Origin of the sequence: Paractinoplanes tereljensis (assembly GCF_016862435.1) — a bacterium.
Classification (GTDB): domain Bacteria; phylum Actinomycetota; class Actinomycetes; order Mycobacteriales; family Micromonosporaceae; genus Actinoplanes; species Actinoplanes tereljensis.
Genome location: NZ_BOMY01000016.1, coordinates 97,358 through 121,998, shown reverse-complemented (window position 1 = coordinate 121,998; position 24,641 = coordinate 97,358). Strand labels below are relative to the sequence as shown.

The following is a 24,641-nucleotide window of genomic DNA, read 5'->3' as shown; positions in this document are numbered from 1 at the left end:
GCCGACCCGAACCGGGCCGGCCCTTCGCTAGTTCAGGTGGCGGAAGGCTTAGATCTGGTCGCCGGCCAGCTGGCCGCGCAGCTTGGTGAGCGCCCGGGTCAGCAGCCGCGACACGTGCATCTGGGAGATGCCGATCTGGTCGGCGATCTGCGACTGGGTCAGGTTGCCGTAGAAGCGGAGCGTCAGGATCTTCTGCTCCCGCTCGTCCAGCATCGCCAGCGCCGGGCCGAGGGCGACCCGGGTCTCGGCCAGCTCGAACTCGGCGTCGAGGCCACCGAGGGTCTCACCGAGCTCGGTGGTGCCGTCGGCCGAGATGGGCGTGCTCAGCGACGTGGCGTTGTAGGCGCGGGCGCCTTCGAGGCCTTCCAGGACTTCTTCCTCGGTGATGCCCAGGTGCACCGAGATGTCGGCGACGGTGGGCGAGCGGCCGAGGGTGTGGGTCAGGGTGCTGTTGGCCTCGGTGATGGCCAGGCGCAGTTCCTGCAGGCGGCGCGGGACCCGGACGGACCAGGTGCGGTCGCGGAAGTGGCGCTTGATCTCGCCGATGATGGTCGGGATCGCGTAGCCGGCGAAGTCGACACCGCGCTCGGGGTCGAACTTGTCGACGGCCTTGATGAGGCCGACGGTGGCGGTCTGGATGAGGTCGTCGGTGGGCTCACCGCGCCCGGAGTAACGGTTCGCGAGGTGCCGGGCCAGCGGCAACCATGCCTCGATCGCCTTGTCCCGCAGGGCCGCCCGGGACGGGTGCCCGACGGGCATCGCAGCCATCGCGTTGAGCAACTCGGCGGCGCTGTCGACCGGAGCCTCGGCGCGGGTCTTGGTGGCCGTCGAGATCTGCGACGACGTCTGGGTGACGGTCATGCGTGGTCCTCCCTATTACCTAACCGGAGAGCCGGTCCGTTCGTGCTGGACCCGAGTTCGGTCGGGGTTCCTTCAGTTGTCGACCGGAGTCGATGTTGCGCCGGTCGACAACTGTGAAGTAGGCCGTTCGGTGAGTCGACCTTAACCGAGAGGTGGAGAAAAGACTAGCCGAAAGTATGAGTGACTTTGCGTCATGACAAGTAATACGGAGTGATCACGGGCGGGATCGATGTCCGGCCGGTGGACTCCGTGCGGGCTGGTCGGTCGGTGCGTCGCCGTGTCGTGTCCCGGCAAGATGGACACCATGACCTCGCTGCCTGCGTCGTTGCCATACCCCCGGGCCGCCGAGTTATGCCGTTGGGAGCTGGGCGCGTTCGGCGATCTGCGCGACCTGCGGGCGGCGCTACGCCAAGCGGTGGCCGGCACCATGACCACCGCTACGGGTGATGCCGTCGAGCGGATGGCCCTGGTCGTCACCGAGCTGGCGACCAACGCGCTGCGGCACGGCCTGCCACCCACCGTGGTGCGCCTGCTCCGAGAGGGGGATCGCCTGATCATCGACGTCGCCGACCACCATCGGTACGCCGAACCGGCGGTCGACGCGGGCCGGCCGCTGGGCGCCGGCGGGCTCGGTCTACAGCTCACCCAGACCTTCGCGCTGGACGTCGGGTGGTACGCGACGGGCCTCACCAAACATGTCTGGGCCAGCTTCCCGAGCTGAATGCGCCGGGTACTGGTAAAAATTCTCCCGTGGCGGACTCTTACAAGATCGGTCAGGAGCGCACGGCCGACGGGGCCGCGACCCTCCTGCGCATCAGCGGTGAGCTGGACATCACGGCGCGCGACGACCTGCGCGGCGCGTTCGTGGCCGCACTCGACGCCGGTGACGTCGTGGTCGACCTGGCCGGGGTGACCTTTCTGGACTCGGAAGCCCTCGGCGCGCTGATCGACGGCTACAACCAGTCCCTGCAGCGTGCGGTCGGCTTCCGAGTGATCAATCCGCGTGGTCTGGTGGCCCGGGTGCTCGAGGTGTCCGGCGCGCTGGCGCTGTTCGGCGCCTAGCGGATGCCCTTTTTCATCTCCGGAGCGCTGCTGGCCGGCGTCCTCGCGTTCGCCGTCGGCCGGCCCCGTGGCCTGCCCGAGGCGGTCGTCGCGGTGCCGGTCGCGCTGTTGATCGTCGCGACCGGCCTGCTGCCCGCGGCCGACGCGCTGGCCGAGATCCGCGAGCTCGGGCCGACGGTTGGCTTTCTGGCGGCGGTCCTGCTCCTCGCGTACCTGGCGGGGGAGCACGGCGTCTTCCGGTATGCCGGTGCGCTGACCGCGCGGATCAGCGGCCGGCGGCCGACCCGGCTGCTCGCGGCGGTCTTCGTGGCCGCGTCGCTGACCACCGCGGTGCTCAGCCTGGACGCCACGGTGGTGCTGCTCACCCCGGTGGTGCTGGTCACCGCCGCGCGCACCGGGGCCCGCCCGCGCCCGGCCGCCTACGCCTCGGCGCACCTGGCCAACTCGGCGTCGCTGCTCCTGCCGGTGTCCAATCTGACCAATCTGCTGGCTTTTGCGGCGAGTGGGCTGACCTTCCTGGGCTTCGCGGCGGTGATGGCCCTGCCCTGGGTCGCCGTGATCCTCGCCGAGTACCTGGTCTTCCGCTGGTTCTTCCGGGCCGATCTGCGGGCGTCGGCCGAGCCGGTCGAGGACGGCGAGGACCCGGCCGCACCCCGGTACGCGCTTGTCGTGCTGGCCCTGACGCTGGCCGGCTTCGCGGTTGCCCAGCCCTTCGGCGTACACCCCGGATGGGTCGCCGCAGCCGGCGCTGTCGCACTGGCCGTGCCCCGGCGGGTCTCGGTCACCACGATGGTCCGCGAGGCGAATCTGCCGTTCTGCGCGTTCGTGCTGGCGCTCGGTGTGGTGGTGCTGGCGGTCCGGCAGCACGGCCTGGACGCGCTGGTGGAGAAGGTGGTGCCGGACCGGAACGGGCTGCTGCAGCTGCTGGCGGTGGCCGGGATCGCGGCCCTGCTGGCGAACCTGGTGAACAACCTGCCGGCCACGCTGGTGCTGGTCCCGGCCGTGCAGAGCCGGCCGGCGCTGCTGCTGGCGGTGCTGATCGGGGTGAACGTGGGGCCGAACCTGACCTACGTGGGTTCGCTGGCGACCCTGCTGTGGCGGCAGATCCTGCACACCCGCGAGCACCCGCCGGACGCCGGCGACTTCCTCCGGCTGGGCCTGCTCTCGGTGCCGGCCGCGCTGGTCGCGGGGGTGCTGGCGCTCTGGGTGTCGCTGCACTTCGCCGGAAGCTAGGGCCCGTCCTGCCGATCACGCGTGGCTGCGGCGTGGCCCAGGCGGCGCCTGACGGCGTCCGCGAAGCGGCCGAATACAACACCGGTATGCGGCCGCTTCGCGGCCGACGCCAGCCACCACCTGGACCTCGCCTCGCTCTCGCGTGATCGGCAGGACGGGCCCTAGGAACGCACCTCCGCCGCCGCGCCGGGACCGGTTCGGGGAACGACCGGGGTGATCCGGTGGGGGATCGGCGGCGGGGTGCGTCCGACTCACTCAGTTTTATCGATGCATCACGTAACAAGCAAGAAATCTGAGTTACGGAACCTAGAGCAGCATTCCGCCGGAAGCCTCGATGCGCTGGCCGGTGATCCACTTGGTGTTGTCGGCGAGCATCCCGACCATCACCCCGGCGATGTCCTCGGGCTCGCCCACCCGGCCGAACGCGATCACCCCGCTGAGGTGCTGGCGCACCTGATCGTTCTCGCGCAGCGCGCCGCCGCCGAAGTCGGTGCCGGTCGCGCCGGGGGCCACCACGTTCACGCTGATCTGGCGCGGCCCGAGCTCCTTGGCCAGGTACCGGGTGAAGACCTCGATCGCGCCCTTGACCGAGCCGTACGCGGCGTAGATGCCCTCGCCGGTGAAGCGGGCCAGGCCGGTGGAGAGGTTGATGATCCGGCCGCCGTCCTTGATCACCGGCAGCAGCTTCTGGGTCAGGAAGAACACCCCGCGGAAGTGCACGTTCACAAGTTCGTCGAAATCCTCGACCGAGAAGTCGGCGACCTTACCGGCCTTGCCGATGCCGGCGTTGTTGATCAGGAAGTCGAAGTCCTCGCGGCCTTTTTCCCGCAGGACGGTGCGCAGCTCATCGACGAAGGCCGGGTACGAGTCGAGGTCGCCGACGGTCAGCTTCAGCGCGACCGCGTCGATCTTCTCGCCCGGGTCGTCCCGGTACGTGTAGATGACCTCGACGCCATCCTCAATCAAGGCGAGTGCGGTCGCGCGGCCGAGACCGCGGTTGCCGCCGGTGATCAGGGCGATTTTTGACATGGTGGTGCCTTTCTTCGAGAAAAACCGGATTTAGACGGCCGCGAGCAGCTGGAGCTTCTCGTAGCTCGGCGAGCTGGGTACCGCGGTGAAGACCAGCAGTACCTGCGACTGGTCGGGGTCGAACAGGGTCTGGCAGTAAAGCTCCAACTCACCCAACTCGGCGTGCTGGAAACGCTTGCGGTCGAGATGGGTCAGCCCGATCTCGTGCGACCGCCAGATCTCGGCGAATTCGGGGCTGATCGCGAGCAGCGCGTCGACGATCTCGCCGGCCCGGCTGTCGGGGGCCGCGGTGTAGGCCTCCCGCAGCTGGGCCGTGAAGATGCGCCCGTGCAGCGGGTAGTCGGCGGCCGGGTAGATCAGCCGCGCCGACGGCTCGGTGAACCACCGGTAGACCATGTAGCGGGCCATCCCGGGCCACCGGGTCTCGTCGCCGAGCAGCGCGACCGCCGGCCGGGTCTGCAGCAGCGTCTCGCCGAACCGGGACATGATCATGGCCGGGGTGTCGGCGAGCCGGTCGAGGATCCGCATCATGCCGGGGCTGATGTGATCTTCCCGGAGCACCCGCTGCGGCGTCGCGTGCCCGCCCAGCCGGAACAGGTGGTCGCGCTCCTCGAGGTTGAGGTGCAGGGCCCGGGCGAGGGAGGCGAGCATCTGCTCGGACGGGACCGGCCCGCGCTGCTGCTCGATCCGGCTGTAGTAGTCGGCCGACATCCCGGCCAGCGCCGCCACCTCTTCGCGCCGCAACCCGCCGGTGCGCCGGCGCTGGCCACGGGGCAGGCCCACGTCTTCCGGCTGCATCGCCTCGCGGCGTGCCCGGAGAAAGTCGGCGAGCTGTGCCCGGTCCATGCGTCCCACCCTTCCTCGTTCGACATGACAAGACTGGCTCGAAAGAGAAATTGGATGAAGGCCGAATCTATCCACGGACAGTCTGTCCCTGGCTACCGTGGCCGCACGTCCCGTCAGGGCCGCCCACCCCACTTGTCACCGGTGTGCTGGGCGGCCTGACGCAGGTCGAGGTCCTCGATGGCCTCGCGGGCGATGTCCTCGGTCAGTTGCCGTTCCATGACCGCCTTGCCGAGCGCCGCCCGCTGGGCGTCGTAGTGCGCGTCGATCTCGGCCCGGTCGCCGTCGACCGCCAGCACGATCTGCCGGGCCTTCGAGCGCAGCTCCTCGGTCTCGGCGTGCTCGGCGCCCAGGTCGAACTTCAGTTTCCGGGCCAGCCAGCCGACGGTGGTGCCCTGGATCAGCAGCGTACCCAGCGTGACGAACAGGGCGATCGCCTGGATCGCGTCCCGGCCGGGCACGGTCTCCGGGATGGCGGCCGCCGCGGCCAGGGTGAGGATGCCGCGCATGCCGGTCCAGCCGACCAGCAGGGTCTCCTTCTGGGTGGGCGGATCGAGCGGCTGTCCACCCCGCCGGGCGCGTCGTTCCTGACGGGCCTGCTGCTCCTGCCGGAAGTAGAGGTCGCGCTCCGACCGGTTCTTGATCATCAGAGCCTTTAGCTGCCAGCGGCCGAACAGGACATACACCGTTACCAGCCGGAACACGATCGCGACGGCCAGCAGCACGCCCGCCGCGACCAGGGTGCGGGTCAGGCCCGGGTCGTGCGACTCGGCTAGGTCCTCGAGCACGAACTTCAGCTGCAGCCCGATGTAGGCGAAGACGAACGTCTCCAGCAGGAAGTCCAGCACCGGCCAGAAAGCTTCTTCCTGCAATCGGGTGCGGTAGCCGCCCGGGTACTGGTGCTTCGGGTCCAGGGCCAGGTTGACGCTCACCGAGAACGCGGCCGCGACCACGGCGATGATGCCGGACGCGTGTGCCTCCTCGGCCAGCAGGTACGCGGTGAACGGCAGCAGCAGGACCAGCGCGGTCTCCAGCGTTGGGTTGCCCAGGCGCTTGCGCAGGAACAAGGTCGGCAGCGCTAGGCCCGCGCCGATCGCCAGGCCTAGGCCGGCGTTGCGCACCAGATCCAGGGCGCCCGCGCCGAAGCTGGCCTGCTCGCCCTCGGCTACGCCTAGCGCCAGGGCGAACAGGGTCAGCGCGGTGGCGTCGTTTACCAGGCTCTCTCCGGTGAGGATCGAGGTGACCCGTTTGGGCAGGCCGATCTCGTCGCCGTGCGAGACCGTGGTGATCGTGTCCGGTGGGGCTAGGACCGAGCCTAGGGTGAAGGCGGCGGCTGCTCCTAGCGTTGGCAGGAGCCAGGTTGTTACCAGGCCTAGTACGCCTGCGGTCAGGACTACCAGCAGGACGCCCAGGGTGACGATCGCTCGGAGGTTGGCGCCGAAAGCGGAGAAGGAGGCGCCGCGGGTGGCGGAATAGAGCAGCGGGGGGACCACTATTGCCAGGATTACCTCGGGCTCCAGCTCTAGCCTTGGCACACCGGGGATGAAGCTTGCCGCCGCTGCCAGGACGACGATGATCATTCCGGGTTCTATGTGCCGCTTGCGGGCTATTGCGCTGATGGCTATGCCTGCGCCGATGACTATTAGTAGCTGGACGCCGTTCACTTGATCAGGCTAGTGGCTGGGGCTGGTTGCGTATGGCCGGTGAGACGGCTGGGCTGGGTGCATGCGGCTGGTGAGCTGGGGTTGGGCTGGGTGCATGCGGCTGCTGAGCTGGCTGGCCTCGCTTCGCTCGGCTGGCGTTTTGCCCCCGGGGAGCTGATGAGTTGGCGGGCACCGACATCGCAAACACCGCGAGGCCGGCGACCACCAACTCATCAGCGGGGCAAAACGCGCGGGTCCCGTGGCTAGGGGCGCCCTTGAGAAATATGTAGTTGGTCGGTGGTTGCGCTCAGAGCGTTGTGGTTGCGCTCAGAGCGTTTGTGGTTGCGCTTAGAGCGTTTGTGGCTGGGCTTGGAGCGTGAGGGCTGGGCTTTGAGCGTGGGTGGGCGGCTGACCGGGGTGAATTGGGCGGCCGTCGCCGGTATGCTTTCGGACGGGCCGTGACTGGCGCGTTCGGATGGGGCAACCATCGGGGAGCGGCCCCGTCACCCGACGACCTGCCGTGCGCCTGGGCCTCTGCATCGTGATAGGGAGGTCCTATGTCCGAGCTTAATGCTGAATCCGCAGCCTTCCGCTCCGCGCTCGAGGTGGTTCGTTCCGTCGAGCCGCGCATCGCTGACGCGATCACCAAGGAACTGCATGATCAGCGCGAGTCGCTGAAACTGATCGCCAGTGAGAACTACGCCTCGCCGGCCGTGCTGCTGGCGATGGGCAACTGGCTCTCCGACAAGTACGCCGAGGGCACCATCGGCCGCCGCTTCTACGCCGGCTGCCAGAACGTCGACACCGTCGAGTCGGTCGCCGTCGAGCACGCGAAAGCCCTGTTCAACGCGCCTTACGCGTACGTGCAGCCGCACTCCGGCATCGACGCCAACCTGGTCGCCTACTGGGCCATCCTGGCCGACCGGGTCGAGGTTCCGGCGCTCAAGAAGTTCGAGAAGCGGCAGATCAACGACCTGAACGACGCCGAGTGGGCCGAGCTCCGGCAGGCCTTCGGCAACCAGCGCATGCTGGGCATGTCGCTGGACGCCGGCGGTCACCTGACGCACGGTTTCCGGCCGAACATTTCCGGCAAAATGTTCGACCAGCGGTCGTACGGCGTGGACCGGACCACCGGCCAGATCGACTACGCGGCCCTCCGCGAGACGGCTCGCGAGTTCAAGCCGCTGATCATCGTGGGCGGCTACTCGGCGTACCCCCGCAAGGTGAACTTCGCGACCATGCGCGAGATCGCCGACGAGGTCGGCGCGACCTTCATGGTCGACATGGCGCACTTCGCCGGCCTGGTCGCGGGCAAGGTCTTCACCGGCGACTACAACCCGGTCGAGCACGCCCACATCGTCACCACCACCACCCACAAGAGCCTGCGCGGCCCGCGCGGCGGCGCGGTCCTGGCCCAGCCCGAGCTGGCCGACCAGGTGGATCGGGGTTGCCCGATGGTCCTCGGCGGCCCGCTCAGCCACGTGATGGCGGCCAAGGCGATCGCGTTCGCCGAGGCCCGCCGCCCCGAGTTCGCCGACTACGCCCAGCAGATCGTCACGAACAGCCAGGCGCTGGCCGAGGGCCTGCTGAAGCGCGGCGTCCAGCTGGTCAGCGGCGGCACCGACAACCACCTGGTGCTGCTCGACGTGCACCCGTTCGGCCTGACCGGCCGCCAGGCCGAGCAGGCCCTGCTCGACTCGGGCGTGGTAACCAACCGCAACGCGATCCCGCAGGACCCGAACGGCGCCTGGTACACCTCCGGCATCCGCATCGGCACCCCCGCGCTGACCTCCCGCGGCCTGGGTGTAGCCGAGATGGACCAGATCGCCGACCTGATCCACACGGTTCTGACCAACACCACGTCAGCCGAGAACTCCAAGGCCAAGTACAACCTGGACCCGGCCCTGGCCGACCGAATCAGCAAGCAGGCCACCGAGCTGCTGGCCCCGTTCCCGCTCTACCCCAGCGTCGACCTGGGCTGACAAACACGAAGACCAATTCAAGCGCCATTTGTCGTAGCTCGGTGGTGGGTGCAGACCGTCGCTCACGCCGAGGCCGGGCGGGGGCCCAGCTAACGCTGGCCCTCGCCCTTCATTCTGCGTGAGTGGCAAACCCGCGGTCCGCTCAGCGGGGTGGCAGTTGGTGGAGGGTCAGCTCGGTCAGGAGGCCTCCGGTGACCTGCGCGGTCATGAAGGTGGCGAAGGGCTGGCGGCGGCGGTCGGTGGGGGAACCGGGGTTCAGCAGGCGCAGGCCGGTGGTGGCCGTGGTGTCCCACGGGATGTGGGAGTGGCCGAAGACCAGCAGGTCGGTGTCGGGGAACTGGGTCGCGCAGCGCTCGGTGCGGCCGGTTGACTGGCCAGTCTCGTGGATCACGGCCAGGCGTAGACCGTCCAGGTCGGCCCGGGCGATTTCGGGCAGGCGGGCTCGCAGGGCCGGGCCGTCGTTGTTGCCGTAGCACGCGATCAGCCGGGTGGCGCGGGCCGAGATCGCGTCCAGGGTCGCCACGTCCACCCAGTCGCCGGCGTGGATCACCACGTCGGCGGCGTCGATTGCCTGCCACAGCGGGGTGGGGAGATCGCGGGCCCGCTTGGGCAGGTGGGTGTCGGTGGTCAGGGTCAAGCGCACGGTTTCACGATATGGCCGGCGGCCCGCGACGGCCCGGACGGGCCGCCTGGCCCGCCGCTGAACCACGGGACTGTTGCTACGCCGTACGATTCTCGGGAAGCGCTTCCTGAAGCTAATCGCCGGGATTGACCGCGATGGGGTTTTTCCTGATCAGCGCCGGAACCGGTTCCGGGGTCTCTGTTATCGAGGGTGCGGCCAACCGTCGCAAGACTTGAACCAAACCTTGTTAAATCCCTCTGACCTGCTGTTTCTCTCGTTCGGCCAACTCCGGGTTCGGCACGGTTGTGACATCCGCAAGTACGGCATGGTTATCGATTGGTTCCGGAACCGTGACGAAGTCTGGACAGGGTGATGGACGCCTACCTAGCTTCAGTGGCGGGGGAGCGCTCTCCCCGTAAATGTGGAGAGTTCCGCCTCCCCGAGGGTGCAAGCAGTCCCCCTTGCAATTCCCCGCCCTAGGAGAAGCAATGACCATCCCCAGTAGCTCCGCACCTCCGCGGAGACGCTCCCCCTGGCGCCTCGGTGCGATCGGCGGCCTGGTGGCCGCCGTCGTCGCCGGGTACGCCGCGTTCACCACCGTCGGCGCCAGCGCCGCCGAAACCCTTCTCTCGCAAGGCAAGCCGGCCACCGCGTCGTCCACCGAGGCCGCCGGTGCCTACCTGGCCTCCGAGGCCGTCGACGGCAACCTCGGCACCCGCTGGGCGTCGGCGTTCTCCGACCCGCAGTGGCTGCAGGTCGACCTCGGCAGCTCGCAGGCGATCAGCCGGGTCGAGTTGAACTGGGAGACCGCGGCCGGGAAGGCATTCCAGATCCAGGTCTCCGACAACGCGTCGACCTGGACCTCGATCTACTCGACCACCACCTCGACCGGCGGCAACCAGTCGCTGACGGTGAGCGGCACCGGGCGCTACGTCCGGATGTACGGCACCCAGCGCACCACCGGCTACGGCTACTCGCTCTGGGAGTTCAAGGTTTACGGCGGCACCCCGACCACACCCCCGACCACGACGCCGCCCACCACCGGGCCGAGCGTCCCGGCGGGTGGCTCGCTCGGCGCCAACGTGATCGTTTTCGACCCGAGCCAGTCGGCCGCGACGATCCAGAGCCAGGCCGACACGATCTTCCGGCAGCAGGAGTCGAACCAGTTCGGCACCCAGCGCTACGTGCTGGCGTTCAAGCCGGGCACCTACAGCGGCCTGAACATCCAGGTCGGCTTCTACACCTCGGTGGTCGGCCTCGGGCAGAACCCGCAGGACACCCGGATCAACGGTGACATCACCGTGGACGCCGGCTGGTTCCAGGGCAACGCCACCCAGAACTTCTGGCGGTCGGTGGAGAACCTGTCGCTGTACCCGGTGTCCGGTGACGACCGGTGGGCGGTGTCGCAGGCGGCGCCGTTCCGGCGGATGGACATCCACGGCGGCGTGAACCTGGCCCCCAACGGCTACGGCTGGGCGTCCGGCGGCTACATCGCCGACTCGCGGATCAGCGGGGTCGAGGGGCAGTACTCGCAGCAGCAGTGGTTCACCCGGAACAGCCAGATCGGGTCGAACTCGAACGCGGTGTGGAACCAGGTGTTCGTGGGGGTGCAGGGCGCTCCGGCGACCAGCTTCCCGAACCCGCCGTACACCACGATCGGGTCGGCGCCGGTGATCCGGGAGAAGCCGTACCTGTACCAGACCGGCGGGGCGTATGCGGTCTTCGTCCCCAATTTGCAGACAAATGTGACAGGTCCGACGTGGACCAACGGCAACACACCCGGTACGTCGCTCCCATTGAGCCAGTTCTACGTGGCCAAGCCCGGCGACTCGGCCGCGACGATCAACCAGGCCCTTGCTCAGGGCCTCAACCTGATCTTCCAGCCCGGGATTTACCACGTTAATCAGACAATCAACGTGACCCGCGCCAACACCGTCGTCCTCGGCCTCGGCTACGCGACGATCATCCCGGACAACGGCGTCACCGCGATGCAGGTGGCCGATGTGGACGGTGTGAAGATCGCCGGGGTGCTGTTCGACGCCGGCACGACCAACTCGCCGAACCTGCTGGTGGTCGGACCGAACCCCTCGTCGACAAGCCACGCCGCCAACCCCACGACCATCCAGGACGTGTTCTTCCGGATCGGTGGCTACGTCGCCGGCAAGGCCACCAACAGCCTGCTGGTCAACAGCAGCAACGTGATCATCGACCACATCTGGGCCTGGCGGGCCGACCACGGCAACGCCGGCACCTACGGCTGGACGGTCAACACCGCCGACACCGGCCTGATCGTCAACGGTCAGAACGTCACCGCGTACGGCCTGTTCGTCGAGCACTACCAGAAGACCGAGGTGCTCTGGAACGGCAACGGCGGCCGCACGTACTTCCTGCAGAACGAGCAGCCGTACGACCCGCCGTCGAACGCCGCGTGGCGCAGTGACGGCACCGGTTACCCGGCCTACAAGGTCGCCGACAGCGTGACCAGCCACGAGGCCTGGGGCATGGGAAGTTACGCCTTCTTCCAGAACAACCCGGCCGTGCACTCGGCCAACGGGTTCCAGGCGCCGGTGAACAGCGGGGTGAAGCTGCACAACATCTTCACCATCTCGCTCGCCTCCGGCACGATCGACCACGTCGTCAACAACATCGGCGACGCGGCCACGGCCGACGCGGTGGTCCCGCGCACGGTGACCAACTTCCCTTAAATCGATAGCTCACCGCTGCCGCGCGGGATCAGCGTTGTCGGGATCCTGATCTCGCGCGGCGGACCGTCGAAGCCGTCGATGCGCTCAACCAGCGCATCGACGGCCGTTCGGCCCATCCGGACCGGGTCCTGCGCCACCACGGTGACCGCCGGTTCCAGCAGGTCAGCGCCGGGAAAATCAAAACCCACAAGGGCAACGACCTTTTCCGTACGCCGTAGCGCCCGCACCACGCCGATCGTGATCGCCGACTGGGCCGCGAAAATCGCCGTCGGCGCCTGTGGCCCGCGCAGAACCGCGATCGTGGCCCGTTCCGCCGCCGTCTCGTCGTGCAGGTCATGGACCTCCGGGCCGGCCCGCCGGCCGATCGCCCGCAGATAACCCCGATGCCGCTCCCCCTGGGTGCTCAGAGTCCGCATCCCACCGAGGTACGCGATCCGGGTGTGCCCGTGCGAAACGAGATGGCGCACCGCCGCCGCGGCACCGGCCACATTGGTCGACACCACCGAGTCGCCGTCCCCGGTGCGATCCACGAACACCACCGGCAGGCCGCCCGGATCGGGGCCGTCGGTGATCAGCCCGTCGAGCTGACCGGCGAGCACGTGGAAGCCCCGAGCACGACACTCATCCGCCACGGCACGATGCAAAGCCGGATTTTCCAGAAGAACGCCGATCGTACGGGTCCGCAACTGAAGGGCCATGCCGACCTCCAAAACACCGAGCGCTACGTAATCGAAACACATCGTTGACATGTTGTGAACACGGCCGTTGACTGAGGCAGCGATAACGCTCAATCGATTTGGAGGAGGTATGCGGGATCCCACCAAATCCTCAGCCGCGATCTGCGTGCTGCTGCTGGCTCTCGGCGGAGCAGCCGCCTGTAACCGCGGTTCCGGCGAAGAGGTCGTCGGACTGATCACCAAGACCGACACGAACCCGTTCTTCGTACAGATGCGGAAGGGTGCGCAGGACGCGGCGAAGGCGCAGGGAGTCGAACTGCAGAGCTTCGCCGGCAAACAGGACGGCGACAACGAGGCCCAGGTGCAGGCGATCGAGAACCTGATGTCGTTCGGCGCCAAGGGCTTCCTGATCACCCCGAACGACTCCAAGGCGATCGTGCCCTCGATCGACAAGGCCCACGAGCAGAAAATGCTGGTGATCGCCCTGGACACCCCGGTCGACCCACCGGACGCGGCCGACGCCACCTTCGCCACCGACAACTACCAGGCCGGCAAGCTGATCGGGCAGTGGGCCAAGGCGAAGTTCGAGAAGGACGGCAAGCAGGCCAAGATCGCCATGCTCGACCTCAACGCCAACCAGGTCTCCGTGGACGTCAAGCGGGACCAGGGATTCCTGGACGGCTTCGGCATCCAGGTCGGCGACTCCAACAAGATCGGCGACGAGAACGACCCGAGGATCGCCGGGCACGACGTCACCGACGGCGCCGAGGACGGCGGCCGGACCGCGATGGAAAACCTGCTCCAGAAGGATCCGACGATCAACCTGGTCTACACCATCAACGAACCCGCGGCGGCCGGCGCCTACCAGGCGCTCAAGTCGGCCGGGCGGGACAAGGACACGGTCATCGTCTCGATCGACGGCGGCTGCCCCGGCGTGGACAACGTGTCCAAGGGCGTCATCGGCGCCACCTCGATGCAGTTCCCGCTGAAGATGGCCCAGCTCGGCATCGACGCCATCGCGGCGTACGCCAAGGACGGCACCAAGCCGCAGGTGACGCCGGGCAAGGACTTCTTCGACACCGGAACCCAACTGATCACCGACGACCCGCAGGCCGGCGTGGAGGCCAAGGACTCCGCGTGGGGCAAGCAGAACTGTTGGGGGTGAACACGCATGGCCACTGCCTCCGCTACTGACTTCGACGTGCGCCGGAACGACTCGCTCGGCCTGCGCCTGCAACACGCCCTGCACGCCAACCCGGTCCTCGGGCCACTGGCTGTCCTGATCGTCGCGATCATCGCGTTCTCGATCGTCAACGGCCGGTTCCTGACCGCGACCAACCTCTCCCTCGTACTTCAGCAGGTCACGGTCATCGCCGTACTCGCCCTCGGGCAGACGCTGATCATCCTGACCGCCGGCATCGACCTGTCGGCCGGAGCCATCGCGGTCTTCTCCTCGATCCTGATGGCGACGTTCTGCACCAAGGCCGGGATGCCCGGGATCATCGCGCTGGTGCTCGGGCTCGCCTGCGGCACCGCGATGGGCGCGATAAACGGCTTCCTGGTCACCCGGATAAAGCTGCCCCCGTTCATCGTCACCCTCGGCACGCTGACCATCTTCTTCTCCCTGAACTCGGTGGTCAGCAACAGCGAAACCGTGCGCGGCACCGACATGCCCGGCCTGATGACCTGGACCGGCAACTCGATCCCGATCGGGAACTTCCGGCTCACCTACGGCTCGATCATCATGCTGCTGCTGTTCGCCTACTTCTTCTACGCACTGGGCCGCACCGCCTGGGGCAAACACGTCTACGCGACCGGCGACGACGCCGAGTCGGCCCGGCTGGCCGGCATCCAGACCAGCCGGGTGCTGTTCTCGGTCTACACGGTGGCCGGCCTGCTCTACGCGGTCGGCGGCTGGATCCTGATCGGCCGGCTCGCCTCGGCCAGCCCGAACGTGGGCGTCGAATACAACCTCGACTCGATCACCGCAGTGGTCCTCGGCGGCACCAGCCTCTTCGGCGGCCGGGGCAGCGTCATCGGCACCCTGATCGGCGCCTTGATCGTCGGCGTCTTCCGCAACGGCCTGCAGCTGGGCGGCGTAGAGGTCGTCTGGCAGGGCTTCGCGATCGGCCTGCTAGTGCTGGTCGCGGTGTCGCTGGACCAGTGGATCAGGAAGGTGAAGACATGACCGAGCCGGTCTTGCAGGCCCGTGGCCTCACCAAACGCTACGGCCGGGTGGTCGCGATCGACGGCAGCGACCTCGAGCTCTATCCCGGCGAGATCCTCGCGGTCATCGGCGACAACGGCGCCGGCAAATCCAGCCTGATCAAGGCGCTCTCCGGCGCCCTGATCCCGGACCAGGGCGAAATCTTCCTGGACGGAAAACAGGTCCATTTCCGTACGCCGATGGACGCGCGCGCCGCCGGCATCGAAACCGTCTACCAGACCCTGGCGGTAGCCCCCGGCCTGGACATCGCCGACAACCTGTTCCTCGGCCGCGAGGAACGCAAGCCCGGCGTGCTCGGCTCGGTGTTCCGGATGCTCGACCGCAGCCACATGCGCGCCGAAGCAAAACGGCACATGAGCGAACTCGGCGTGGCCACCCTGCAGAACATCGGCCAGGCCGTCGAGTCACTCTCCGGCGGCCAGCGCCAGGCCGTGGCGGTCGCGCGTTCGGCCGCGTTCGGCAGCAAGGTGGTAATCCTCGACGAGCCGACCGCGGCCCTGGGCGTCAAGGAGGGCAACCGGGTCCTGCAGCTGATCCGCGACGTCCGAGACCGAGGCCTCCCGGTAATCCTGATCAGCCACAACATGCCGCACGTCTTCGAGGTAGCCGACCGCATCCACATCCAGCGCCTAGGCCGCCGAGCCACGGTGATAACCCCGAAGTCCCACTCCATGTCCGAAGCGGTAGCCATCATGACCGGCGCCGCCGAACCCCCACCCCAGGCCGCCGCCTGACGTAACCACCGGCGCCGTCCCTCACCACGAGGGGCGGCGCCGGATCGTTCACAGGTTCAGCTCGGCCAGCTCGGCCGGCGTCAAACCCTCGATCATGATCGCCTTGATCCCCTCGTGGCACGCCTCCGGCGTGATCCGACCGGCCTGCAGCGCGTCGGTCAGCTCAACGAGCCGGGCAACCGGCGACCCGGACGGAGGAGGACCGGGCACCACCCGCATGCCGGTCATCTGCTCCATAAACCGAAGGGTCGTCACCTGCTTGTCGTTCAGCCCCTCATACGGGCTCGGCGTCGTCATGCCGCCGACCATAGCGAGCTGATCAGCCGCCATGCTCGAGCCGGCCACTGAAGGTGAGTAGTCTTCCGCCACGTGCAGACCTCCGCCTCGTTGGCCATCGCCCAGGTTCTGGCTCACTGCGGCGGCTCGCCGGGCGGGGCCGTGATGTTCCTGGGCCAGGCAATCACCGGGCGGCCGGACGATCTCGAACCGTACGAGCAACTCGCTGAACTCCGTCGGGAGTCACCCGACGAGGTCGCGGCCGCGGTGCGAGCGCCACGCGAACTGTGGCAGTTCGTGGCCGGTGCTTACCTGGATTTCCTCGACGGCGACATGGATCGGGCCGTGCAGCGGCTGGGTTCGGTGACCGGATACCGCCCCACTGTCGCCTGGGCGTCCGCGCCCTGGTTCAGCGAAGAACGATTCTCGGGCGCCGTGACTGCCGCCGGCCTCACGGACGCGGTCCTGAACATCACCGACTACAACCCCGAGCTCGACAACGACGAGGCGCGGGAGCGGCTGCGACCGTGGTTCCGGCTGATCGACGTGGTGTGCGATCTCGATCCGGCGGCCGACCCGATGGCTCGGATGGCGATCCTGCTGCGGGTTTGCGGCCTTACCGATGAATCGTTTGCCCTGTGCGACCGGGCCGACTCTGTCGAGCGGGTGATGTTCACCGAGGTCGTCCGGGCCGGCACCTGGCGTCGTATCGGCGAGCGGCGGCAGGCCGGGGAAGCTTTCCGCCGAGCGATCGAACTGGATCCGGCGAACTGGTCGCTCTACCTCGATCTGGCCGACCTGGTGGCGGAGGACGGCGACTTCACCACCGCCGCCGAACTGGTCCGCCAGGGCCTCGAGCACGAACCCGGGGACGTCACGCTCAGAGCGGCAGGCGCCGCGTACCGAGCACGAGCCGAGAATTCACACGCTGACCTGGACCTTCTCCTGGAGCTGGCCCCGATGCTTCCCCACGCGGGCTACCGCAATGGGCTGCTCGAACACGCCTTGGGCGCCACCGGCCTCCCGGCAGATCGGATAGCCGCAGCTCGTCGACTCCAGGCCGACGGCTAGGACCGGCCGAATCCTGATTCGGCGGCCCGGCCCACGGGGCCGAGCCGCCGGGCCGGTCAGGAAGCGCTTGCCCGCACTGCGGTCAGGATGGTCCGGGTCACCGTCGCGGGGTGCGACAGCATCGACAGGTGCGACGCCGGGGTCCGGACGATGTGGCTGCCGGCTCGCTGCGCCATGGTCTGCTGCACGGCCGGGGGCAGGATGTTGTCCTGGGTGCCCAGCACGTACCAGCTGGGCAGGCTTTTCCAGGCCGGTGCGCCGGACGGCTCGGTCAGCGCGGCCAGGGTGATCGGTCGCTGACCGGCCGCCAGCCCGGCCGCGACCGGTGCCGACAGGTCGCCCGCGAAGACCGAGCGGAAGACGGCGGACTTGATGTAGAGGTCGGTGTCGCCGTTCGGAAAGGAGACGAAGTCGAACAGGGTGGTCGGGTCGCCGCCCCCGCCGAGCAGGCCGAGGATGGTGTCGCCCTGGTCCGGGACGAACGCGTCGACGTAGACCAGGGCCTTGACGTCCGGATCGGACAGGGCCGCGTTGGTGATGACCGCGCCGCCGTAGGAGTGGCCGGCCAGGACGACCGGGCCGGTGGTGCGCTGCTTCAGGAACGCGGCGAGGTAGGCGGCGTCCCCGGCCAGGCCGCGGAGCGGGTTCGGCGGAGACAGCACGGTGTAGCCGTCCCGCTGCAACAGCGCGGTGACCGGCGCCCAGCTGGACGCGTCCGCCCACGCGCCGTGCACCAGCACGATCGTGGGTTTCGGGGCGGCCGGAGTGCGGGTCGAGGCGAACGCGAACGTCCCGGGCAGCAGGACGGCGAGCGTCGCCAGGGCGGCGACGGCAATTGATCGTCGGCGGAAGCGGAACATGACGGGCTCCAATCAAAGGGCGTGCTGGATGAACTCGGCGACGGCCGTCGGCGCCGACTGGACGATCGCGTGCGAGGCGTTCACCTCGGCGGTAACGGCACCCGCCCGGGTCGCCATCCGGCGTTGGGATCGAGGGCTGAGCAGGCGATCGGCGGTCGCGACGAGGTACCAGCTGGGCAGCTCGGACCAGGCCACCGACCGGGGTCGTTCCTCCATCGCGGCGGCCGCGATCGGGTATTGGCTGGCCGCTGCGGACTCCGCCACGGCCACCGGCAGGTCGGCCGCGTAGAGCGCGGCGAAGGACTCCCGCCGCAGCTGGATCTCGAGGCTGCGCCGGCCGCCGACCGGCAGATCGACCGGTTCCAGGGCCTCGGCCACCGCGGCCGGCTCCTGGCGCAGCAGGTCGGTGCAGCTCTCGCCGACGGCCAGGGCGAACCCGGCGATGTAGACCAGGCCGACGACGTTCCCGGCCCGGGTGCCCGCGACAGTGATGACCGCGCCGCCGTAGCCGTGACCGACAAGCAGCACCGGGCCGTCATGGGTGCCGGCCATCCCGGCCACGTATTCGGCGTCGCCGGCCAGGCTGCGCAACGGGTTCGGGACCGCGAGCATCTCCAGGTGGAAGCCGCGTCCGGCGTCGATCACGGCGGCCCAGCACGCGCTGGACGTGAACGCCCCGTGGACGAGCAGCACGGTCGGGGTGCTGCCGTTGCGTTGCGCTCGGATCATGCACTCAGCCTGCGGGGCCGGGCGCTTCGCCCGCGTACGTCAGTTGACGTAAAGGCTGGCCAGCTCGGCTCGCGAGCTCACCCCGAGCTTCGGGTAGATGCGGTAGAGGTGGGTGCTTACCGTTCGGGGTGAGAGGAACAGCCGGCCGCCGATCTCCCGGTTGCTCAGCCCCTGCGCCGCCAGCTGGGCGATCTGGACCTCCTGCGGGGTCAACCGGTCCCGGGCGTCGTCGGCCCGGCGCACGGTCTCGCCGGACGCGCGCAGCTCACGCCGGGCGAATTCGGCCCACGGGCCGGCGCCCACGGCATCGAACGCGGCCATCGCGGCGCGCAGGTGCGCGCGCGAATCGGCCTTTCGCCGCTGCCGGCGCAGCCAGGCGCCGAAACCGAGCTGGAGCCGGGCCCGCTCGAACGGCCAGCCGGGCGGGTCGCCGCTCAACGCCGACCGGAACAGCTCCTCGGCCTCGTCGTCTGCGGCCAACATCGCCGCGGCATAGGCCAGGCCGACCCGCAGGGCCGGCGAGCCGGACCGGGCCGCGATCGGCTTCATCTCCTCGACCACCACGCGTACGGCGTCGTGGCGTCCGCAGTGGACGGCGGCGTCGACAAGTGGCGCCAGGCTGACGAACCGGACGTACGGGTGGTAGGCGATATCGGCCGGGTCGAAGATCCGGCTCAGGTGATCGAAGGCCTCCTCGTAGCGGCCGGTGCCCAGCGCGGCCACGCCCCGGACCTGCATGACCAGCGACAGCTGGGGATGCGCTCCGACCGACATCAACACCCGTTCGCCCTGCTCGGTCAGGGTCTTCGTGGTGGCCGGGTCACCGCGCAGGGCGGCGACGTGCGCCTGGGCCAGGCCGGCCACCAGCGCCCACAGCGGTTGACCGGTCTCGGTGGCCAGCACCCCGGCCTCGGTCGCCGCGGTCAGGCCCAGCACGGTGTCGCCCATCCAGGCGGCGTTCCAAGCCTGCGTCACCAGCGCCTGGGCCAGCAGGACCAGCCGGCCCTGATCCCGCAGGGCCTCGACCGAGCCGGCCAGGAACAGCGCGGCCAGGTCGAGCGCACCGACCGTGCCGGCCCCGGTGCCCAGCTCGTGCAGGTGGCCGGGGTCGAGGCCGATCCGGGTGCTCAGCTCGGCCAGCCGGGCCAGCACCAGCTCGCCGCGCTCGATCGGCTCGACGATGGCCAGTACGGCCACCAGTCGTGGCTCCAGCGGTGGCCGGTCGAGGCGCTCGGCGGCGGCCACGAACGCCTGCCGGATGGTGTCGTCGGGGTTGGACCACGCACTGCGGAAGCTGACCTGGACCAACATGTCCAGGGCCAGCTCCGGGTCGCCGTCCCGGGCGGCCTGCTCAGCGATCTCCACCGAGGCCAGCAGCCGGGACGAGCCGGACCAGCTGAGGCTGCCGTAGACCTCGCGCAGCCAGGCCGCCTGGGTGCGATCGGTGGCCCGCATCTCCTGCTCCTCGGCGGTTGCCAGCAGGCGTACCAGGGTGGGCTGATCGTGGGTCTCGGAGGCGGCCCAGGCCGCCGACACCAGCCGGGCGGCCCGGTCCGGCCCTGGCTCGGTCAGCTGGGCGGCCCGTTCCCAGGCTGCCATCGCGGTGGCCGCGGCGCCCCGGCGCAGGGCCCGCCGGGCCAGCTCGACCAACTGCCCGGCCAGGTCTTCGTCCCGGTCGAAGGTTGCCGCCGCGCGATGCCACACCCGGCGGTCGGGGTCGCCGACCACCCCGGCCAGCGCGGCGTGGGCGCGGGCCCGCTGCGACAGGCTCGACGACTGCCGCACCGCCGACCGCAGGAGCGGGTGGCGGAACCGCACCCGCCGAGCGTCGTCGACCTCCAGGACGCCGGCCGAGATCGCCGGTTGCACGTCGTCCACGGCGGCGTCGGCCACCTCCACCGCCGGGCCGGCGCCCAGCATCTCGTCCAGTCCGTCGCTGTCGTTGAACGCCGCCACCAGCAACAACGACCGGGTGCGGGCGGGCAGGCCGGCGACCAGGTCGCCGAAGGCCCGCTCCAGCCGGGTGGACAGCGGCAGCCAGCCGGGCAGCAGCCCCTGTTCCCCGAGCCGGGCCGCGACCCCGGCCAGCTCCAGCAGCCCCAGCGGGTTGCCGGCCGCCTCGGCCAGCACCCGGGCTCGAAGATCCGCGACGAGTGCCGGAGCCCGCGCGTCCAGCAGCCCCGCCGCGTCCGCCTCGGCCAGCGGACCCACCGCCAGCTCGCGCAGCCCGGTACGGGCCAGTCGCGCGTCGACCTCCTCGCCGTCCCGCACGCCCAGCAGCATCACCACGGCGTCCGCGTCCAGCCGCCGGCCAGCGAAGATCAACACGTCCCAGCTGGACCGATCCAGCCACTGGGCGTCATCGATGACCAGCAGGATCGGCGGACCGGCGGCCAGCTTGCCGACCATGGCCAGCGCCACCTGGTACGGCGTGGTCGCTTCCTCCGCCAACAGGCCCAGCGAGGCCGGCAATCCGCTGTACGGAACGTCGAACTCGCTCTGCACCCCGCTGGTCCGGAGCACCTGCACGCCGGTTGCCGTCGCTCGCGCGGCGGCCGCGGTGAGCAGGGCCGACTTGCCCACCCCGGCCCCGCCCCGGACGACGAGCGCGCCGCCCCGATCGGGCAGTCCGGCCAGCAGGTCGTGCAACTGTGCGAGCTCGGTGTCCCGGCCTGACAGCAACTCCGCCACGACACTGCCTTCCATCACACTCGCCGGGCCGATCTTGCGGTCAGTGTCCTCCTTTGGCTGATCTTTGGCGTTGGCTGGTGAGCTTGACCTCTGAAGGCGGCTGATCGCCTTCAGGAGCAGACGAGGTGGACGGATGCGGGTTCGACCGGTTCTGGTGTGCGTAGGTCTGGCGGCGGCACTCGCGCTGACCGGATGCAAGGCGTCGGCCGATCAGGAAGCGGCCCCAGCGGCAGCCGCCCAAGAAGCGCCGATCTCGGCGGAGGCGCTCTGCGCGCACCTCAAGAAAGAAGCGCCGCGGATCATCGCGGTCGGCTCCGAGGTGGGCGCGATGGCCCAGCTGTCCATCAGCATCGCCAACCTGTACGACGACCACCTGGACCAGCTCGACGGCAGCGTGGTCGACGAGCAGGCGCTGAAGACCTGCCCGGACGTGCGGGCCCAGCTGACCAAGGCGGCCGGCATCAAGAGCCTGGCCGAGCTGTAGAAAGACCTCGCCCCGAGGATGCGGGGGGCATCCTCGGGGCGGCGGGGGTCACTTCTTCTTTTTGCCCTTCTTTCCGCCTTCGCCGGCGAAAAGTTCGGCGAGCATCTGTTCGTCCCGTTCGGCGGCTCGCTGCTGGGCGGTCTTCTGTTCCGGGATGGCTACCTTCCAGAAGACGCACAGCAGTACGGCCATCCAGGCCCACCACGGGATGCCCGACTCCGGACCGAAAAGATTGCTGGTCACGGTATAGGCCTTGTCCAACATCTGATCCATCGGTCGCTCCTCGTTGTCGGGGACGGCCGCAAGAATCGGTTACCGGCGGTGGCGGCTTAGCTTTTACGCACCCCAACCCGCCTGGTTGCCGCCCACCCGGTCGGCGATGATCTTCTCGTCGTAACCGCTGCGCTTGTAGGCGGCGATCGGGTCGGGGTCCAGGCCGGCGTCGGTGCGCACCTCGGCCAGCAGCGGGCGCACGTCGGTGTTGTAGGCGTCCATGAAGACCGCGTTCGACTCCAGCACGTCGCCGGACTGCTGCGCGGCGAACAGCGCGTCCCGGTCGACCAGCAGGGCCTTCGCGGTGGCCTCCTGCACGTTCATCACCGAGCGGATGATCGCGGGAATCTTGCGCTCGATGTTGTGGCACTGGTCGAGCATGAAAGCGATGCCGTACGACGGGTCGAGCGCGCCGGCCCGGACGATCTCGTACATGATCCGGAACAGCTGGAAAGGGTCGGCGGCGCCCACCATCAGGTCGTCGTCGGCGTAGAAGCGGCTGTTGAAGTCGAAGGCCCCCAACCGGCCCTGGCGCAGCAGGAACGCGACGATGAACTCGATGTTGGTGCCGGGCGCGTGGTGGCCGGTGTCGATGCAGACCGTCGCCCGCTCACCCAATTCGATGCAATGGGCGTACGAGGTGCCCCAGTCCGGCACATCCGTCGCGTAGAAGGCCGGCTCGAACAGCTTGTACTCGAGCAGGATGCGCTGGTCGGGGCCGAGCCGGTCGTACGTCTCGCGCAGCGCCGTGGCCAGCCGGTCCTGCCGGGTGCGCAGGTCGTCCTGGCCGGGGTAGTTGATGCCGTCGGAGAACCACAGCTTCAGGTCCTGCGAGCCGGTGCGATCCATGATGTCGATCGCCTCGAGGAGGTGATCGGTGGCCTTTCGCCGCACGCCGGCATCGGGGTTGGTGACCGAGCCGAGCTTGTAGTCGTCGTCCTGGAAGACGTTGGTGTTGATCGCACCGATGCCGACGCCCAGGTCGGTGGCGTACCGGGTGAGGGCGGCGTAGTCGTCGACCTTGTCCCAGGGGATGTGCAGCGCGACCGTCGGCGCGACCCCGGTGAACCGGTGCACGGCCGCCGCGTCGGCGATCTTCTCCTCCGGGTTGCGGGGCACACCGGGCTGGGTGAACACCTTGAATCGGGTGCCCGAGTTTCCGTACGCCCAGGATGGCGTCTCGATGCGCTGCGCGGTGAGCGCACGCTTGACTGCGGCGAGGTCAGCCATGGTTTGTCACATCTCTTCTTGGTTTTCGTTGAGGTGGAACACCTCGGTGAGCTGCGGGAAGCCCTCGGCCGGCGTGGTGCCGGCGAAGAACTCGGCCATCTCGGCCTGCCACCGGGTGTTGACGTCCAGCGCCTCCATTGCCGCCTGGGACGCCGCGAGGTCGTCCGCCTCCACGTAACCGATCAGCAGCCCGTCGGGGCGGAGGAAGAGGGAGTAGTTGCGCCAGCCGGTGGCCCGAAGTGCGTCCTGCATCTCGGGCCACACGGACCGGTGCCGCTCCACGTACTCCTCGATCCGATCAGGGCGGATCTGAAGCTGGAAGCAGTAACGAGGCATGGTCAGAGGCCTCAGAAGTTGAACTTGTCGATGTTGTCAGTGGTGAATTCGGTCGGCGGGCCGAGCACGATCTCGCCGTCCTTGCCGATCGTGTACGGGCCGAGTTTGCCGGCGGTGAACTTGTCGCCCTCGGCCCCGGTGATCTGCCCGGACGCAAGCGCGGCACCGGCGTACGCGGCGAGGTAACCGATGTCGGCCGGGTTCCACAGTGCGAACTTCTTGACCGTGCCGTCCTTGACGTACTGGCGCATCTGGTTCGGCAGGCCCAGGCCGGTGACCTGCACCTTGCCCTTGTAGGACGACGACGAGATGTAGCGGGCGGCGGCCGCGATGCCGACCGTGGTCGGGGCGACGATGACCTTCAGGTTCGGGTACGACTGCAGCAGGCCCTGGGCCTCCTGGAACGACTTCTGGTCGTCGTCGTTGCCGTACGCGATCTTGACCAGCTTCAGCTTCGAGTACTCGGGCTTGGCCAGCTCGGTCTTCATCACCTCGATCCAGGCGTTCTGGTTCGTGGCGTTCGGCGTCGCGGACAGCACCGCGATGTCACCGGAACCACCGGCCTGTTCGAGCGCCATCTTGGCCAGGGACTGGCCGATGCCCTCGGTGGTGGCCTGGTTGATGAACGCGTCCCGGCAGGTCTTGTTGGCGTCCGAGTCGAACGTGACGACCTTGATCTTCGCGGCCCGGGCCTGATTCAGCGACGGGCAGACCGCGTTGGGGTCGTTCGCCGCGACCACGATCACGTCCTGCTGCTGCTGGATCAGGGTGTTGATGTAGGAGACCTGCGACGAGGCGGACGCGTCGTTCGGGCCGACCTTCTTGTACTCGCCCTTGAGCTCCTTGACCGCCTCTTCGCCGCCGCTGGTCTCGACGTCGGAGTAGGGGTTGTTGAGCTGCTTGGGCAGGTACGCGATCTTCAGGCCCTCTTTGAGCTTCGCGTTCGGGTCGGCGGCGGCGGACGTCTGGGTGTCGGTGGAGCTCGATTGGTTGTCCTTGGTGGTGCCACCACAACCGGCAGCGACCAGGAGCGTCGCCGTGAAGACAGCGGCCAAGCGGTGTCGCGACATGCT

General features: G+C 68.9%; 24 protein-coding genes and 1 riboswitch. Of the genes, 10 read left to right on the top strand and 14 right to left on the bottom strand.

Features of this window, described 5'->3' with window-relative positions:
- Positions 1 to 48: 48 nt before the first annotated feature.
- The gene (locus tag Ate02nite_RS12055; protein ID WP_239147347.1) at positions 49 to 768 is read right to left on the bottom strand and encodes a SigB/SigF/SigG family RNA polymerase sigma factor; all 720 of its coding nucleotides are present in this window, start codon (positions 766 to 768) and stop codon (positions 49 to 51) included.
- Positions 769 to 1,165: 397 nt separating this feature from the next.
- Between Ate02nite_RS12055 and Ate02nite_RS12050 the strand changes: the two genes are divergently transcribed.
- Genes Ate02nite_RS12050 through Ate02nite_RS12040 form a run of 3 tightly spaced genes read left to right on the top strand, consistent with a single transcriptional unit; the run spans position 1,166 to position 3,156 of the window.
- Positions 1,166 to 1,582: an ATP-binding protein gene (locus Ate02nite_RS12050; protein ID WP_203803968.1), complete on the top strand. Its 417-nt coding sequence runs from the start codon at positions 1,166 to 1,168 to the stop codon at positions 1,580 to 1,582.
- Positions 1,583 to 1,611: 29 nt separating this feature from the next.
- Positions 1,612 to 1,923 (top strand): STAS domain-containing protein, encoded by a 312-nt coding sequence (locus tag Ate02nite_RS12045; RefSeq protein WP_203803966.1) that lies wholly within the window; start codon positions 1,612 to 1,614, stop codon positions 1,921 to 1,923.
- Between the two features lie 3 nt (positions 1,924 to 1,926).
- Positions 1,927 to 3,156, top strand: coding sequence for an SLC13 family permease (locus Ate02nite_RS12040; RefSeq protein WP_203803963.1), 1,230 nt, complete (start codon positions 1,927 to 1,929; stop codon positions 3,154 to 3,156).
- Positions 3,157 to 3,462: 306 nt separating this feature from the next.
- Here the strand turns inward: Ate02nite_RS12040 and Ate02nite_RS12035 are convergent, their stop codons facing one another.
- The 3 genes from Ate02nite_RS12035 to Ate02nite_RS12025 form a co-directional block, all read right to left on the bottom strand.
- Positions 3,463 to 4,185, bottom strand: a complete 723-nt coding sequence (locus Ate02nite_RS12035; RefSeq protein WP_203803961.1) for an SDR family NAD(P)-dependent oxidoreductase — start codon at positions 4,183 to 4,185, stop codon at positions 3,463 to 3,465.
- Between the two features lie 30 nt (positions 4,186 to 4,215).
- Positions 4,216 to 5,031: a helix-turn-helix transcriptional regulator gene (locus Ate02nite_RS12030; RefSeq protein ID WP_203803958.1), complete on the bottom strand. Its 816-nt coding sequence runs from the start codon at positions 5,029 to 5,031 to the stop codon at positions 4,216 to 4,218.
- A 113-nt stretch (positions 5,032 to 5,144) separates the two neighbouring features.
- A complete protein-coding gene (locus tag Ate02nite_RS12025) occupies positions 5,145 to 6,692 on the bottom strand; it encodes a cation:proton antiporter (protein ID WP_203803955.1) in 1,548 nt (515 codons plus the stop codon).
- A gap of 427 nt (positions 6,693 to 7,119) precedes the next feature.
- Positions 7,120 to 7,210: riboswitch (ZMP/ZTP riboswitch) on the top strand.
- A gap of 18 nt (positions 7,211 to 7,228) precedes the next feature.
- Here Ate02nite_RS12025 and Ate02nite_RS12020 point away from each other — a divergent pair.
- Complete coding sequence (locus Ate02nite_RS12020; protein WP_203803952.1) at positions 7,229 to 8,653, top strand: glycine hydroxymethyltransferase; 1,425 nt, start codon at positions 7,229 to 7,231, stop codon at positions 8,651 to 8,653.
- A gap of 142 nt (positions 8,654 to 8,795) precedes the next feature.
- On the opposite strand, the gene Ate02nite_RS12015 is transcribed toward Ate02nite_RS12020, so the two are convergent.
- Complete coding sequence (locus Ate02nite_RS12015; protein ID WP_203803949.1) at positions 8,796 to 9,296, bottom strand: metallophosphoesterase family protein; 501 nt, start codon at positions 9,294 to 9,296, stop codon at positions 8,796 to 8,798.
- Between the two features lie 467 nt (positions 9,297 to 9,763).
- Here Ate02nite_RS12015 and Ate02nite_RS12010 point away from each other — a divergent pair, with 467 nt between their 5' ends.
- Entirely contained in the window at positions 9,764 to 11,980 is a 2,217-nt protein-coding gene (locus Ate02nite_RS12010; protein WP_203803945.1) for a discoidin domain-containing protein, read from the top strand.
- On the opposite strand, the gene Ate02nite_RS12005 is transcribed toward Ate02nite_RS12010, so the two are convergent.
- A complete protein-coding gene (locus tag Ate02nite_RS12005; protein WP_239147327.1) occupies positions 11,977 to 12,801 on the bottom strand; it encodes a substrate-binding domain-containing protein in 825 nt (274 codons plus the stop codon). The genes Ate02nite_RS12010 and Ate02nite_RS12005 overlap by 4 nt on opposite strands.
- On the opposite strand from Ate02nite_RS12005, the gene Ate02nite_RS12000 reads away from it, so the two are divergent.
- From Ate02nite_RS12000 to Ate02nite_RS11990, 3 genes are read left to right on the top strand one after another with little or no spacing between them, the layout of a single operon-like run.
- Positions 12,788 to 13,822, top strand: a complete 1,035-nt coding sequence (locus Ate02nite_RS12000) for a sugar ABC transporter substrate-binding protein (RefSeq protein ID WP_203803942.1) — start codon at positions 12,788 to 12,790, stop codon at positions 13,820 to 13,822. The two genes, Ate02nite_RS12005 and Ate02nite_RS12000, sit on opposite strands and share 14 nt — an antisense overlap.
- 6 nt (positions 13,823 to 13,828) lie before the next feature.
- Positions 13,829 to 14,845 carry an ABC transporter permease gene (locus Ate02nite_RS11995; RefSeq protein WP_203803939.1) on the top strand — a complete coding sequence of 339 codons (1,017 nt, stop codon included), beginning with the start codon at positions 13,829 to 13,831 and terminating at the stop codon, positions 14,843 to 14,845.
- Positions 14,842 to 15,618, top strand: coding sequence for an ATP-binding cassette domain-containing protein (locus tag Ate02nite_RS11990; RefSeq protein WP_203803937.1), 777 nt, complete (start codon positions 14,842 to 14,844; stop codon positions 15,616 to 15,618). Before Ate02nite_RS11995 ends, Ate02nite_RS11990 begins: the two co-directional genes overlap by 4 nt.
- A 48-nt stretch (positions 15,619 to 15,666) precedes the next feature.
- Here the strand turns inward: Ate02nite_RS11990 and Ate02nite_RS11985 are convergent, their stop codons facing one another.
- Entirely contained in the window at positions 15,667 to 15,987 is a 321-nt protein-coding gene (locus Ate02nite_RS11985; RefSeq protein ID WP_203803935.1) for a hypothetical protein, read from the bottom strand.
- Between Ate02nite_RS11985 and Ate02nite_RS11980 the strand changes: the two genes are divergently transcribed.
- A complete protein-coding gene (locus Ate02nite_RS11980; RefSeq protein ID WP_203803933.1) occupies positions 15,988 to 16,965 on the top strand; it encodes a tetratricopeptide repeat protein in 978 nt (325 codons plus the stop codon). It begins immediately after the preceding gene.
- Positions 16,966 to 17,021: 56 nt separating this feature from the next.
- Here Ate02nite_RS11980 and Ate02nite_RS11975 read toward each other — a convergent pair whose 3' ends face one another.
- Genes Ate02nite_RS11975 through Ate02nite_RS11965 form a run of 3 tightly spaced genes read right to left on the bottom strand, consistent with a single transcriptional unit; the run spans position 17,022 to position 21,245 of the window.
- Positions 17,022 to 17,825, bottom strand: a complete 804-nt coding sequence (locus Ate02nite_RS11975; protein ID WP_203803931.1) for an alpha/beta fold hydrolase — start codon at positions 17,823 to 17,825, stop codon at positions 17,022 to 17,024.
- A 12-nt stretch (positions 17,826 to 17,837) separates the two neighbouring features.
- Positions 17,838 to 18,554 carry an alpha/beta fold hydrolase gene (locus Ate02nite_RS11970; protein ID WP_203803929.1) on the bottom strand — a complete coding sequence of 239 codons (717 nt, stop codon included), beginning with the start codon at positions 18,552 to 18,554 and terminating at the stop codon, positions 17,838 to 17,840.
- A 39-nt stretch (positions 18,555 to 18,593) separates the two neighbouring features.
- Positions 18,594 to 21,245 carry a helix-turn-helix transcriptional regulator gene (locus Ate02nite_RS11965; RefSeq protein ID WP_203803926.1) on the bottom strand — a complete coding sequence of 884 codons (2,652 nt, stop codon included), beginning with the start codon at positions 21,243 to 21,245 and terminating at the stop codon, positions 18,594 to 18,596.
- Between the two features lie 133 nt (positions 21,246 to 21,378).
- On the opposite strand from Ate02nite_RS11965, the gene Ate02nite_RS11960 reads away from it, so the two are divergent.
- Positions 21,379 to 21,729, top strand: a complete 351-nt coding sequence (locus tag Ate02nite_RS11960; RefSeq protein WP_203803917.1) for a hypothetical protein — start codon at positions 21,379 to 21,381, stop codon at positions 21,727 to 21,729.
- Between the two features lie 48 nt (positions 21,730 to 21,777).
- Here the strand turns inward: Ate02nite_RS11960 and Ate02nite_RS11955 are convergent, their stop codons facing one another.
- From Ate02nite_RS11955 to rhaS, 4 genes are all read right to left on the bottom strand, one after another.
- Positions 21,778 to 22,002, bottom strand: coding sequence for a hypothetical protein (locus tag Ate02nite_RS11955; protein WP_203803902.1), 225 nt, complete (start codon positions 22,000 to 22,002; stop codon positions 21,778 to 21,780).
- Positions 22,003 to 22,065: 63 nt separating this feature from the next.
- The gene (rhaI, locus tag Ate02nite_RS11950; RefSeq protein WP_203803899.1) at positions 22,066 to 23,232 is read right to left on the bottom strand and encodes an L-rhamnose isomerase; all 1,167 of its coding nucleotides are present in this window, start codon (positions 23,230 to 23,232) and stop codon (positions 22,066 to 22,068) included.
- Positions 23,233 to 23,238: 6 nt separating this feature from the next.
- A complete protein-coding gene (locus tag Ate02nite_RS11945) occupies positions 23,239 to 23,568 on the bottom strand; it encodes an L-rhamnose mutarotase (protein WP_203803896.1) in 330 nt (109 codons plus the stop codon).
- 11 nt (positions 23,569 to 23,579) lie between these two features.
- A complete protein-coding gene (rhaS, locus tag Ate02nite_RS11940) occupies positions 23,580 to 24,638 on the bottom strand; it encodes a rhamnose ABC transporter substrate-binding protein (RefSeq protein WP_203803894.1) in 1,059 nt (352 codons plus the stop codon).
- Positions 24,639 to 24,641 lie beyond the last annotated feature (3 nt).

Bases quoted from the DNA above. Each gene is read 5' to 3' on its own strand.
- Ate02nite_RS12010 (WP_203803945.1), top strand. From the start codon at position 9,764: ATGACCATCCCCAGTAGCTCCGCACCTCCGCGGAGACGCTCCCCCTGG.
- Ate02nite_RS11945 (WP_203803896.1), bottom strand. From the start codon at position 23,568: ATGCCTCGTTACTGCTTCCAGCTTCAGATCCGCCCTGATCGGATCGAG.
- Ate02nite_RS11990 (WP_203803937.1), top strand. From the start codon at position 14,842: ATGACCGAGCCGGTCTTGCAGGCCCGTGGCCTCACCAAACGCTACGGC.
- Ate02nite_RS11960 (WP_203803917.1), top strand. From the start codon at position 21,379: ATGCGGGTTCGACCGGTTCTGGTGTGCGTAGGTCTGGCGGCGGCACTC.
- Ate02nite_RS11975 (WP_203803931.1), bottom strand. From the start codon at position 17,825: ATGTTCCGCTTCCGCCGACGATCAATTGCCGTCGCCGCCCTGGCGACG.
- Ate02nite_RS12040 (WP_203803963.1), top strand. From the start codon at position 1,927: ATGCCCTTTTTCATCTCCGGAGCGCTGCTGGCCGGCGTCCTCGCGTTC.
- Ate02nite_RS12000 (WP_203803942.1), top strand. From the start codon at position 12,788: ATGCGGGATCCCACCAAATCCTCAGCCGCGATCTGCGTGCTGCTGCTG.
- Ate02nite_RS11955 (WP_203803902.1), bottom strand. From the start codon at position 22,002: ATGGATCAGATGTTGGACAAGGCCTATACCGTGACCAGCAATCTTTTC.
- Ate02nite_RS11970 (WP_203803929.1), bottom strand. From the start codon at position 18,554: ATGATCCGAGCGCAACGCAACGGCAGCACCCCGACCGTGCTGCTCGTC.
- rhaI (WP_203803899.1), bottom strand. From the start codon at position 23,232: ATGGCTGACCTCGCCGCAGTCAAGCGTGCGCTCACCGCGCAGCGCATC.
- Ate02nite_RS12050 (WP_203803968.1), top strand. From the start codon at position 1,166: ATGACCTCGCTGCCTGCGTCGTTGCCATACCCCCGGGCCGCCGAGTTA.
- Ate02nite_RS12055 (WP_239147347.1), bottom strand. From the start codon at position 768: ATGGCTGCGATGCCCGTCGGGCACCCGTCCCGGGCGGCCCTGCGGGAC.
- Ate02nite_RS11995 (WP_203803939.1), top strand. From the start codon at position 13,829: ATGGCCACTGCCTCCGCTACTGACTTCGACGTGCGCCGGAACGACTCG.
- Ate02nite_RS12035 (WP_203803961.1), bottom strand. From the start codon at position 4,185: ATGTCAAAAATCGCCCTGATCACCGGCGGCAACCGCGGTCTCGGCCGC.
- Ate02nite_RS12020 (WP_203803952.1), top strand. From the start codon at position 7,229: ATGTCCGAGCTTAATGCTGAATCCGCAGCCTTCCGCTCCGCGCTCGAG.
- rhaS (WP_203803894.1), bottom strand. From the start codon at position 24,638: ATGTCGCGACACCGCTTGGCCGCTGTCTTCACGGCGACGCTCCTGGTC.
- Ate02nite_RS12030 (WP_203803958.1), bottom strand. From the start codon at position 5,031: ATGGACCGGGCACAGCTCGCCGACTTTCTCCGGGCACGCCGCGAGGCG.